General features: G+C 53.8%; 10 protein-coding genes. 2 read left to right on the top strand and 8 right to left on the bottom strand.

The features are described 5' to 3' along the window. Window positions 1-15: 15 nt before the first annotated feature. From K1718_RS16835 to K1718_RS16845, 3 genes are all read right to left on the bottom strand, one after another. The gene (locus tag K1718_RS16835) at window positions 16-1,536 is read right to left on the bottom strand and encodes an inorganic phosphate transporter (RefSeq protein ID WP_335343004.1); all 1,521 of its coding nucleotides are present in this window, start codon (window positions 1,534-1,536) and stop codon (window positions 16-18) included. A 148-nt stretch (window positions 1,537-1,684) separates the two neighbouring features. Further along, window positions 1,685-2,170, bottom strand: a complete 486-nt coding sequence (locus tag K1718_RS16840) for an NUDIX hydrolase (protein ID WP_152502055.1) — start codon at window positions 2,168-2,170, stop codon at window positions 1,685-1,687. A gap of 115 nt (window positions 2,171-2,285) precedes the next feature. Next, the gene (locus K1718_RS16845; RefSeq protein ID WP_265681477.1) at window positions 2,286-3,173 is read right to left on the bottom strand and encodes a nitrilase-related carbon-nitrogen hydrolase; all 888 of its coding nucleotides are present in this window, start codon (window positions 3,171-3,173) and stop codon (window positions 2,286-2,288) included. A 415-nt stretch (window positions 3,174-3,588) separates the two neighbouring features. Here K1718_RS16845 and K1718_RS16850 point away from each other — a divergent pair, with 415 nt between their 5' ends. After that, window positions 3,589-4,215, top strand: coding sequence for a LysE family translocator (locus tag K1718_RS16850; RefSeq protein ID WP_265681476.1), 627 nt, complete (start codon window positions 3,589-3,591; stop codon window positions 4,213-4,215). 1 nt (window position 4,216) lies between these two features. Here the strand turns inward: K1718_RS16850 and recJ are convergent, their stop codons facing one another. The 5 genes from recJ to K1718_RS16875 all read right to left on the bottom strand — a co-directional run bounded on the left by recJ (window position 4,217) and on the right by K1718_RS16875 (window position 10,294). Next, window positions 4,217-6,034 carry a single-stranded-DNA-specific exonuclease RecJ gene (recJ, locus tag K1718_RS16855; RefSeq protein WP_265681475.1) on the bottom strand — a complete coding sequence of 606 codons (1,818 nt, stop codon included), beginning with the start codon at window positions 6,032-6,034 and terminating at the stop codon, window positions 4,217-4,219. Between the two features lie 11 nt (window positions 6,035-6,045). After that, the gene (glpX, locus tag K1718_RS16860) at window positions 6,046-7,041 is read right to left on the bottom strand and encodes a class II fructose-bisphosphatase (RefSeq protein WP_265681474.1); all 996 of its coding nucleotides are present in this window, start codon (window positions 7,039-7,041) and stop codon (window positions 6,046-6,048) included. A gap of 51 nt (window positions 7,042-7,092) precedes the next feature. Further along, window positions 7,093-8,415, bottom strand: a complete 1,323-nt coding sequence (locus K1718_RS16865; protein WP_265681473.1) for a homoserine dehydrogenase — start codon at window positions 8,413-8,415, stop codon at window positions 7,093-7,095. Between the two features lie 23 nt (window positions 8,416-8,438). Continuing rightward, on the bottom strand, window positions 8,439-9,656 hold the full coding sequence (locus K1718_RS16870) for an LL-diaminopimelate aminotransferase (protein ID WP_152502062.1): 1,218 nt from the start codon (window positions 9,654-9,656) through the stop codon (window positions 8,439-8,441). A gap of 395 nt (window positions 9,657-10,051) precedes the next feature. Beyond that, window positions 10,052-10,294: a hypothetical protein gene (locus K1718_RS16875; RefSeq protein WP_265681472.1), complete on the bottom strand. Its 243-nt coding sequence runs from the start codon at window positions 10,292-10,294 to the stop codon at window positions 10,052-10,054. Between the two features lie 339 nt (window positions 10,295-10,633). On the opposite strand from K1718_RS16875, the gene K1718_RS16880 reads away from it, so the two are divergent. After that, window positions 10,634-12,439 (top strand): PHA/PHB synthase family protein, encoded by a 1,806-nt coding sequence (locus tag K1718_RS16880; RefSeq protein WP_265681471.1) that lies wholly within the window; start codon window positions 10,634-10,636, stop codon window positions 12,437-12,439. The last annotated feature ends 30 nt before the right edge of the window (window positions 12,440-12,469 follow it).

Below are 12,469 nucleotides of genomic sequence, written 5' to 3' on the forward strand. Positions count from 1 at the left end.
AGCCCAGCCAGATCATCAAGATATGATCAGTTTCAGAAATCCAAAAAGAGCTGCTGCCAACATTGCGGCCGCCGGTACCGTCACGGTCCAGGCCGCAACAATCGTCATCAGATTCGCCCGACGAACCAGAAGGCGTCGCTGACGCTCTTCCCTATTCTGAAGCTGATTTCGCGGTTTCATGATGCCGTCATCGGCAACATAGCGGTTTCGGTACCATTCTCGGTAAAACCCGACGCCGAACACAGCACCAACGGCAATATGAGTGGAAGACACCGGCAGGCCGAATGCGGACGCCGCCAACACAGTTGCTGCGGTTGCCAAGGTTACGCAAAAGGCCCTGATCGGGCTGAGTTTTGTGATCTTTTTGCCGACGACAGTAACTAGCCTTCGCCCAAAAAGAAGCAGTCCCGCCGAGATACCGAACGCACCGACTGCACTCACCCATATCGGGATCACGGGGTTCAATGTTCCCATGAACCAGAAGCTTAAATCGGTAAACTCATTTGATTGGCTAAGAACGATCGCCGCAAGCGGACCGATTGCATTTGCAACATCATTGGCGCCATGAGCAAAGGACAAGAGTGCAGCGGTTACCATCAGTGGAATCGCAAAAAGCCCTTTGAGAGCGCTTGCCCCGCTGTGGGCGTATGCCTCCTTGCTCGCCGTTTGAGAAAAGACAACGGCCTTGTAGATGCGCCAGACAAGCAAGCCGGTGGAAATTGGTAGAATGATCGTGAGCCACACAGGCAAATCAAACAAGCGGCCAGACACTTTCAGCACCAGATAGGCGCAAAAGGTCGCTCCCATAGCTCCCAACAGCATCGGCAACCAAAACCTGGCCGCTTCTATACGATCCTTGGAATAAACCACTCGTGCGTTGATGAATGCCATCAGTCCGGCGCCAATCAGTCCCCCAAGCACCGGTGAGAATATCCAGGTAACCGCAATCGTCGAAACCGTGGTCCAGTTGATCGCCGAAAATCCACTTGCCGCAATACCTGCGCCAACAATGCCTCCGATAATCGAATGCGTCGTTGAAACCGGCGCTCCGATTAACGTCGCAAAATTGATCCACAACGCAGCGGCGGCCATCGCAGTCAACATTGCCTTCATAAAATCGAGGTTGTCCGCGACATCGTTCGGACTGAGTATCTCGCTTGAAACCGTCGACATGACTTCGTTGCCCGCAAGCAAGGCCCCTGCACTTTCACAAATCGCAGCAATGATCAGTGCGCCCGTCAAGCTGACGACACGCGCACCGACGGCTGGACCGACATTGTTAGCAACGTCATTCGCACCGATGTTCAAGGCCATGTAGCCGCCAATTGCGCTGGCGGCGACAAGAATGAAGACATCGGAATATGTTGCGGAAATGACTTGTGTACCGGCTACGGCAGCGCAGAGAGCCACGAAGACAATTGCCAGCCCTGGACCACTTAGCCGGCGCCCCATGGCTTCAGCCGCATCTCCGACGAATCCCAATCTGTCGAGATCCTTGTCGAGTGCTTTCTGTCTGGCATCCTTGCGTGTCAGCAACTAGCGTAATCCTGATGCGCCGATGTGCGCAAATAGCGCGAGCAACGGCGACGATTTTTGATTGGCGGGTCTTCTGCCGTATTATCAATGACCCGCATTTTCAGACCAAACTGGAGCTAAACCTGAAACAGTTTGTCTAATGTTAGGTTCAGGTAATTTCGGACCTGTGACGACGCAGAAAACGCCGCAGTGAGGCTTCATCGGCGAGTTTCATGGCTTCGGAAACCGGGGACCAGACACATTTTCTTTGTCCGATTTCAGGAAAATCCTGAAGCTGTTTTTCGAATCGCACTTTGAAAACCAACACTTTGGTGCGGATTTTCAAACCGCTCGCCAAGCCTTTGAACGAGCGAAAACTTCCCAGCGGTCTTGTTTCAGCCGAACCCATGACACCCGCTTCTTCATAAGCTTCAATGCTCGCGGTTTCACTGGCGGATTTGTCGGTTTCCGGCCAACCCTTGGGCAAGATCATGCGCCCAGTATCTCTTGTGGACACCAACAGGATTTCAGGTTCACTTTCTCCCGGTCGGACGCACAGCGCAGCAATCTGCAGACGGGCTGGTTTGAAAAACAAACCTGCCAGACCCTGCAACCAGGACGAATCCTGAGTCGAAATTGCTTTGGCGTCCGCCATCTCCACACCTAATCTCTTGATTGCGCGCTATATAGAGATTTCCGCTGCGTCCGTCCAGACAAAAGTGCACTTGGTGCGCGTGTTCCGGGGGATAAGATTTGCCTGCACTTCTTTGTCAGGTTGTTGTTTTTACATGATCTGCAGTCCAATTTCCTGGCCACACTTCAGCCTGTCCGGACCTCAGGTTGCGCAGCTGCTCTAACGGTGCATCTACGATCAGGAACGGCTCGCTTTTATCCATGCCGTCGGTGGCCGGTGTTTCGGCACCTATGCCCGTAAATCCAAATTCTTCTTCACACGGCAAGTAGAGAGCAGCGCCGGAGACATTGGTTTCGTTTTGCGTGGTCCCATCTGAACGACCAACAGTACCGCACACCGCGATCGCGCACATAAGTTCCACCGCTCTCGCCCTGGCGCACCCAAAGACACGGTGATAGCCGGACAGCTTTTCAGTCATGGAAGGAACCAGGACCAGATCTGGATTGTGCTTTGCAAGCAGGCAGCTCAGTGCCGGCATTTCAATGTCCAAACAGATCAGGACCGCAATCTTTATGCCACTAAGCTCAAAAATCTTGAGTTCGCTGCCTGGAACCAATTGCCAGGTGTCCGGGCTTTGCTCAAAAGGCGTCAGGCTCAATTTGTCCTGATGTTGCACCTTTCCATCGGGCGATAGCAGGAATGCAGTGTTTGTCAGCCCGGATGGTGTCGCGACTGGCATGGTTCCGGCAAGAAGCGAAAGGTTATGTTTCTTGGCAAGTGCCGACAAGTAAGGCAGCAACTCCCTTCCAACCGACGCAAGAAATGCCAATTCCCCTCTAGGCTCCAGCCCGTCAGGTTTGAAGGCAAGACAGCATTCAATGACATATTCAGGCATCATCAGAATACCAGCGCCGGCATTCGCTGCGCGCGCCACGCCTTCTTCGATCATTGAAGCGAATTCTTCAACAGACCTTGGTGCCCGACTCAGATTGAAAGACCACAGCGCGATAGAAAGATGTGTCATGGCACCCTGAAAGATGACTACCGAAAACCTTACTTAGTAATCCAGGCGCTATTGTATCAAGACAGAAAAATGAGGTGTTGGTTTCAGTCTATAAACAATCCAACGAAAGCTGCGAGAAAAACAAGGAAGCCAGTCCCTATCATGGCCCCTTTGGGCTCCCCCGGCAGCTCTGTGAGTTTGGCTGATTTTCGCACTTCGCGGATCCCTTTCAGGGCGCGTGTCGTTCGCTGGTCAATTTCCGCAAAATACGGCGAAAGCTCATTCTGAGCGCGCATGCCTGATCCTCACGATTCCTTCGTGTGATCCAACATAAAGCAGCGGCGTTAGAGCTTGGTTAATACGACCTTTCCGCGGGAGGTGGTGAATACAATAAGACCTGATAGGATCCAAACATCACTCGCAGGGACAAACACGCATGATTGAACCAACTGTATTGCTAACGTATGTGATCATCGTTCTGGGATTTGTTTTCATACCGGGACCTGCAACACTGCTTACGGTTACGCGCGCAACAAGTTCAGGTGCAAAGGCCGGAATTGCGACCGGTGCCGGAATAGCCGTCGGAGATGTGATTCATACACTTTTGGCGGTTCTTGGCCTTTCGGCGATCATTGCGACATCTGCGGTTCTATTCAACGTGATCAAATATCTTGGTGCCGCCTACTTGATCTATTTGGGCGTTAAAGCGCTCCTGGCGCAGTCCAGCAACCTAGCTGGCATCAAAATTCCTCCCGTTACGCCTGGCACTGCATTCAAACAAGCTGTCTACGCTGAGCTGCTCAATCCGAAAACAGCATTGTTTTTCCTCTCGTTTCTGCCTCAGTTCGTGCAACCCGAAAACGGAATGGTCTTTCTCCAACTGATCATTCTCGGTTTGATCTTCGTTGCACTTGGCCTGATCAGCACAGTCGTTTTTGCTGTTAGCGCAGGTGCACTTGGAGACTACCTGAGAAAGAATCCAGCAGTTGTGAAATGGCAGAACAAGGTCGTCGGATTGATATTCGTCTCGTTGGGAGTTCGCCTGGCGCTTCAGGAAAAATAAATCAAACGCGGGTTCTCTGCGGGTCCGCCACGTCCAGAATACGAAGTTGAACCTTGGGAGTACCCTGCCACGTGTCGATCGAGAGTGACCCGGCGACATGCAGGTTGCGGCCACGATTTTCAAGCAACATGCGACCGTGGGGCTTGTCATCTGCCTTGAAACAAATGGCTTTCAGAGCTGTTCCGTCACCGGAAGCCAGCGTAGCGCGCACGTGACCATTGCCAACAACATCGGCGAAAGAAATCCTGTGAGCCGGGAACACAAATACGGGCTCTGAATGTCCTGCGCCGTAGGGCCCAGCCCGCTCGAGAAGTTCTAGCAGATCGAGCGTCGCGCCGGTCGCCGTCAAAGCTGCGTCGACCTTTAAACTGCGATGGGCTGTTGCCGCTTCGACATCCGATTTCAACTCAGTATTGAAGAATGCCTCCAACTCCGCCGCCTTCTCGCGGCGCACCGTCAATCCGGCGGCCATGGCGTGTCCGCCTCCCTTTTCAAGCAACCCGTCTTCTACGGCCTTACGGACGGTCTTGCCTAGATCAACTCCGGGTATCGAGCGGCCAGAGCCTGTCCCTTTTCCTGTCTCATCATAGGCAACAGCGAAGGCCGGGCGGCGGTGGCTTTCTTTCAGGCGAGAGGCAATCAGACCAACGATGCCAGGATGCCAGTCTTCGGAACCTGTCAGAAGAACCGCCGGGTCGCGTTCCTCTAACGCCAGCACAGCTTCAGCTCCGGCCTGTTCCAACATTGCCGCTTCCATAGCCTGGCGTTCGGTGTTGAGCTGATCAAGTCGTTCGGCAATGGCACGCGCTTCCATGGGATCTTCAGTTGTCAACAACCTCGCCCCAAGCGCGGCATCGCCAATGCGCCCACCAGCATTAATGCGTGGACCGATCAAAAATCCCAAGTGGTATGGCGCAGGTTTTCCGCTGACACGTGCGGTGTCTGACAGCGCGGTCAGGCCGTAGTTGCGCCTTTGATGCATCACAGCCAGTCCACGTGTGACATAGGCACGGTTCAAGCCGACGAGCGGCACCACGTCACACACGGTGCCGAGCGCTACAAGGTCCAGCAGCGCCATGAGGTCTGGTTCTTTGCGTCCCTGAAAGACACCGCGCTGTCTCAATTCCCTATTCAGGCCGACCAGAAACAGAAACGTTACGCCAACAGCTGCAAGGTGCCCCTGATTGGAAAGATCGTCCTGTCGATTGGGATTGACCAGCGCTGATACGGTCGGCAACGTTTCACCAACTTGGTGATGATCGATCACAACGACATCGAGGTCGAGACTTTCTGCCGTTTCAAAAGCTTCGAACGATGTGCTGCCACAGTCGAGCGTGACCAGCAGTTCGGCCCCATCTGCGTGCAATGCCTCAATGGCCGGCCCGTTCGGTCCATAGCCTTCGATAATCCGGTCCGGAATATGGATGACAGGTTCGAGGCCGAGCCATTGCAGATATTTTGCAAACACGGCTGACGAGGTCGCGCCGTCAACATCATAGTCGCCAAAAATCGCGATCTTTTTGCCAGAAGTCACCGCATCGGCAACTCTTTCAACGGCTGCGTCCAGGTCGACCAGCTTCGAGGGGTCAGGCATCAGCGATTTGAGCGACGGCTCAAGAAACTGGTTCGCATCTGCCGGCACCACGTCCCTCGCCGCCATCACTCTTGCCAGAACGTCGGGCAATCCATGCAGCTGGGATATGGCCATAGCTGACCGTGCCTGGGCTGCACTTAGCCGTTCCCGCCAGGCATTGTCATTTGCGGATTTGGCGACCCCAAGTACAAGCCGCCGTTCCTCATCTCCGGTCAACCCGATCATTCAGTCCCGGCTTAATCCAAATGGAATTTTTCAAGATCCGTGTGCTGGGCCTTAATGTAGCGAACGGTACCTGTGGACGAGCGCATAACCACGGTATGGGTGGTGATATGGTTCCGACCGAAGCGTACACCTTGAAGGAAATTTCCGTCAGTAACGCCGGTCGCCGCAAACAAGACGTCGGGCCCTGCCATTTCCTCCAGCGTGTATTTCTTCTTGATGTCTTCAATACCCATACGGTGCGCGCGCTCAACCTGTTCATCGCGCGTGATGACGAGCCGCGACTGCATCTGACCGCCAATACAGCGAAGCGCAGCAGCTGCCAGAACGCCTTCTGGTGCTCCTCCGATCCCGGTATAGATGTCGATGCCGGTTTCATCAGAATCCGTTGTATGAATGACGCCAGCAACATCGCCGTCACCAATAAGACGTATCGCAGCACCAGTGGCCCGTATTTCCTCGATCAATCTGGCGTGACGCGGACGGTCTAGAACACAGGCCGTGATCTCTTCTATCTTGACGCCCTTTTCTTTCGCAACTGCCGCCAAGTTCTCTGCTATCGGCGCATCAAGATCGATCAGCCCCTTCGGATATCCGGGACCGATGGCGATCTTGTCCATATAGCTGTCAGGTGCATTAAGGAGATCATTTTCAGGCGCCAAGGCAATGACGGCCAGTGAATTCGGCAGGTTTTTGGCGCAAATGGTCGTGCCTTCCAGTGGATCCAGGGCGATATCAACTTTTGGCCCCTGTTTGGTTCCGACATTCTCACCGATATAGAGCATCGGGGCTTCGTCGCGTTCGCCCTCGCCAATCACTACCGTGCCATCGATCGGGAGCCTGTTGAGTTCCCGGCGCATTGCGTCCACCGCTGCCTGGTCAGCCGCCATCTCATCGCCATGACCACGCAGACGTGCAGCCGACACGGCCGCTCTTTCACTGACACGCGCCAGTTCCAACGTCAGAATTCGGTCAAGTCCACTTGCCGGCTGATTTTCAGATTCGGACATCAACATCTCCAGTCTCTTTTCCCGCAAGACACCTGGGCGGGCACACACACATCAGTTCAGGTTTTCGATCCGGATCATTTGCGGTTTCTCGGCAACAACCCCTTTCGACATGATCACCTCCAGAGCCTCCTTAATGGCAACTTCTGTGGTTTCATAAGTGATCAGTATGACAGGTTGAGGCGCGTCCTCATCGTATTTTCCAGGCGCTTCGCTGCCGGCATGCCGTTTCTGAACGATCGATTCAAGAGAAATACCGGCATTGCCCATGCAATGAGCGATTTCTGCGAAGGCTCCGGGTCGATCATAGACCGAGAGCCGAATGTAGTACCCACCTTCATGCAAACGCATTCGCGCCCGCTGATAGTCTTTGAGGTCCACAGCCAGCATGCCAAGCACCGGCGTCCGGTCACCCCGGGCCACATCCGCAACATCGGCGACAACGGCCGACGCTGTCGCATCGCCGCCTGCCCCCGGGCCTGCCAATACGATTTCACCGACAAAATCGCCATCAACCGCCACGGCGTTCAAAACACCATCGACCTGTGCAATGGCCGAGTTTTTAGGAACCATGGTCGGGTGCACGCGTTGCTCTATGCCGGTCTCGGTCTGCTGGGCCACACCAAGCAGTTTGATGCGGTACCCCAATTCATCCGCGGCCTGAATATCTGCCGTTGTAATGGACGTGATGCCTTCCAGATAGATGTCATCGCTGGCAATCCTGGTACCGAATGCAAGACTGGTCAGAATGACGAGCTTATGCGCTGTGTCATTGCCTTCAATGTCGAAAGTCGGGTCGGCTTCGGCGTATCCCAGCCGCTGAGCATCAGACAGGCAGTCCTCAAAGCTGATGCCCTCTGCTTCCATCCGCGTCAGGATATAATTGCACGTGCCGTTCAAAATCCCATAAACGCGGCTAATGCCATTGCCTGACATCGATTCCCGCAACGTCTTTACAATCGGAATTCCACCGGCAACGGCCGCTTCATAGTTGAGGCACGCACCGTTGGCTTCAGCGATCTCTGCAAGAGCAACGCCGTGCCGGGCCAGCAAGGCCTTGTTGGCCGTGACAACATGAATGCCACGTGCAAGCGCAGCTCTGACGCTGTCTTCTGCAGGCCCGCTGTCTCCGCCAATCAGTTCGACAAAGACATCGATATCGCCTTTTTCCGCCATTTCGACGGGGTCGGTAAACCACTCGAATCCGGAAACATCAAAACCACGATCCTTGTTGCGATCGCGGGCGCTAACAGCGGTCACGGAAACCGAGCGCCCCGTGCTACGGGCAATCTGGTCGCCGTGTTTTGCCAGGAGGCGCAAGACGGATGCACCCACAGTGCCCAGACCAGCGACGCCGACTTTCAATGTTTCAGCCATATGAGAAATGGATCCAGTTCCGTTTAACCAGAGGTATCGAGCGGGATGACGTTGTGCAGCTTTTGCTCCGCGGTTTCAAGGAAGCGGCGGACATTTCTCGCGGCTTGGCGAAGTCTCTGCTCGTTTTCCACCAGACCGATGCGCACATAGTCATCGCCGTGTTCTCCAAACCCGATTCCCGGTGCAACCGCGACTTCTGCTCGCTCCAACAAAAGCTTTGAGAACTCCAGACTCCCTAGCGAGCGGAAACTTTCCGGAATCGGTGCCCAGCAAAACATGCTGGCTTCCGGAGCCGGAATATCCCAACCAGCTCTGCCAAAGCTTTCCACGACCACGTCGCGCCGACGCTTATAGGTTTCGCGCGTTTCCTTTATGCAGTCTTCGGGACCGTTAAGGGCAGCAGCGGCGGCGACCTGAATTGGAGTGAAGGCACCATAATCCAGGTAGGACTTTACCCTCGCCAGCGCGCCGACAAGCCTTTCATTGCCGACTGCAAACCCCATGCGCCAACCGGGCATTGAAAATGTCTTGGACAGCGAGGTGAATTCCACAGTGATATCCATTGCCCCGGGCACCTGAAGTACCGAGGGTGGCGGCGTATCGCCAAAATAGATTTCCGAATAGGCCAGATCTGAAAGAATGAAGATGTTGTGCTTGCGTGCGAATGCGACCACGTCCCGGTAGAAGTCCAGATCGGCGCAAAATGCCGTCGGATTGGCTGGATAGCAAAGGATGATCGCAATTGGCTTCGGAACCGAGTGAATGACCGCTCTCTCAAGTGCTTCAAAGAATGAAGGGCCCGGTTCGGCTGGAATGTTGCGGATCGAAGCGCCCGCCATCAGAAATCCGAACGTGTGGATCGGGTAGCTCGGATTGGGGCTTAGAATCACATCGCCAGGAGCAGAAATGGCTTGGGCCATATTGGCAAAGCCTTCCTTGGATCCAAGTGTCGCGATTACCTGTGTATCGGGATCGAGCTTCACGCCAAAACGGCGTTCATAATAGGCAGCCTGCGCCTTCCGCAGCCCATTAATGCCCTTTGAGGCTGAATATCGATGCGTCCGGGGGTCTTGTACAACTTCCGTCAGCTTGTCGACGATGTGTTGCGGTGTCGCCAGATCCGGGTTGCCCATGCCAAGATCAATGATGTCCGCCCCTGCCCCACGCGCCTTCGCTTTCAGACGGTTGACTTGTTCGAACACATACGGCGGCAGCCGTTTGATCTTGTGGAATTCCTCCATGGCGCGGTTCCTTGCGAGATTTCATGACTGTCGACGCCAATGCGGGAGGCGTGGCGCGGACGCGGCGGGGGTCTTTTAGCAGGCCGGATCAGATTACGCACCCGTCTTTGCATCGCAAATCATCTAATTTTTGCACGGAATTTAGCCGCAGAACGCATCTTAAAAAACTGAACCGATTTAATTCAAATGTATGCCAAGGATATGGCCAAGCATTGTACCTTTGCGGCGGTAAAAGCTGCGATGCCGTCTTTCAGATTGTCGGTTGTTTCGCGCGGAGAAAATTCAGCACTTCGCCAAATACGAAAGACCCTGAAACGCAAGGTCGGATGAAAAATTCCCTTTCAGATCAAACGCTGCCTTGATTGAAGAATTGACCTCACCGCAGATGTCCTGCCTCATTCGCCGGCGAGCGATTCCAGATAAGCTTCCGTCTGCTTTCGATCTTCGGGATTGATCAATCCTCTTGGCTCACCTGTATTGACTATTGGGCCATAGCCTTTCGGCGCCGGCACATTGGTATTCCGGGGCCCAGGATCAGTCTTGAGCGCATCAACCAGAGGCGTACCGGGCCCCACTGCGCATGAGGCAAGTGCGAGCAACAACGTCGATGCCAGTACGCGTGCGCATCTGTTTCGCATTTTCAATTAGCCCTTTCCGGGTGTGCCCCAGCCGACCATGCGGCTGTCACAATATCCGATTACTTGATCCTGCTTTCTGGCGATTCCACAAGAGGCGACAACCTTTTTCGGCCTGAATCATGATTTGAATTTCTCACGCAAGCGAATGAGCCTGACAAAACCAGCCATTTTGGTGTCCACTTTTAACCAATCGACGGAAACAGACCCTTGTGTCATAGATATCTGATAGTTCAAAATACCAGCGAAATTATAACAAGATAACGCATTTGAACGCACACGGTCTCGAGAGCCAGGATTGGAGACCGTATGAAGCGCGAAAACCGGAGGGAACCTCTGCCAATGGCTGACGATCGCCAGCACCCGATGTTGCAATACATAATCAACAATCCTGAAGCTTTTGCCCAAAACCTGGCAAAAACACTGGAACAGGCCGGCAAGGCTCTCGCCGCCTATATCGAGCCTCGGGAACAGGGCAAGATCAAGCATGAGTCGACCGATGAGTTGACCGGCGTTGTCAAAACATTGGCCCAGGTGGGTGAATACTGGACTTCCGATCCGCAGCGCGCAATCGAAGCGCAGTCACGCCTTTGGAGCGGCTACATTGACCTCTGGAACTCATCGCTGAAAAGAATGATGGGGGAAACCTCGGAACCGGCAGTTGAAACACCCCCCCGAGACAAGCGCTTTGCCGATCCTGATTGGGAAAACAATCAGTTTTTCGATTTCATCAAGCAGCTCTATCTGATCACCAGTAAGTGGGCTGAGGACATGGTCCATGACGCCCATGGACTTGATGAACACACGCGCCACAAGGCGGAATTCTACGTCACCCAGATCGCAAATGCCGTTTCGCCGTCAAACTTCGTCTTGACCAATCCCGAATTGCTGCGCCTGACAATGGAGAGCAACGGCGAAAACCTGGTAAAGGGCATGCAGCACCTGGTTGAAGACCTGAAGACCGGTGAAGGCGAACTCAAGATCAGGCAAACGGACCCTTCGAAATTCAAACTAGGCGACAATCTCGGAAATACGCCCGGCAAAGTGATTTCCCAGAATGACGTCTGCCAGGTTGTTCAGTATACGCCGACCACGACAGATGTCCTCAAGCGCCCTCTCCTGGTCGTACCACCATGGATCAACAAGTTCTATATCCTCGATCTCAATCCCGAAAAATCCTTCATCAAATGGGCTGTTGACCAAGGGCACACGGTATTCGTGATCTCCTGGGTGAACCCTGACGAACGGCAGGCTCAAAAAAGCTTTGAGCACTATATGAAAGAAGGCATTCTCAACACGCTCGACGTCATCAAGAAAACCACACGCCAATCGGAAGTGAATTCCATCGGATATTGTGTCGGCGGAACGCTGCTGGCCGTCACACTTGCCTATATGGCTCGAACTGGCGACGACCGTATCAAAACCTCTACCTTTTTCACGACCCAGGTCGACTTCACCTTTGCCGGTGATCTGAAGGTATTTGTCGATGAGGAACAGATCTCCATTTTGGAAAAACGCATGGAGGAACAGGGTTATCTGGATGGTTCCAAAATGTCCTCGGCCTTCAACATGCTACGGTCCAACGACCTAATCTGGTCCTATGTGGTCAACAACTATCTGAAGGGAAAAGAGCCGTTCCCGTTTGACCTGCTCTACTGGAATTCAGATTCCACCCGCATGCCGGCCGCCAATCACTCCTTCTATCTGCGCAATTGTTATCTCGACAACAAACTTTCCAAGGGTGAAATGGAAATCGCCGGAGAGACGCTTGATTTGCAGGATGTCAAAATCCCGATTTTCAATCTGGCAACGCGGGAAGATCATATCGCCCCACCTAAATCCGTGTTTGTAGGCTCAGGATGTTTTGGCGGACCTGTTGAATATGTCCTTGCCGGGTCAGGCCACATTGCCGGCGTCGTCAATCCGCCTGCCAAAAACAAATACCAGTATTGGACCGGAAGAGAACCCAAAGGCACGCTTGAGAATTGGCTGAAGAAGGCCAAGGAACATCCCGGTTCCTGGTGGCCCTACTGGGATCAATGGATCCGCTCAAACGATGACACCTTAGCGAAGGCGCGAAAACCGGGTGCCAATCGTACCAAGATCCTGGAAGATGCGCCTGGCTCCTACGTGATGACTAAGGTTTAGAGCCTGGTCAAACGCACATAATTGTTGGCG

Origin of the sequence: Roseibium porphyridii (assembly GCF_026191725.2) — a bacterium.
In the GTDB taxonomy this organism is placed as follows: Bacteria; Pseudomonadota; Alphaproteobacteria; order Rhizobiales; family Stappiaceae; genus Roseibium; species Roseibium porphyridii.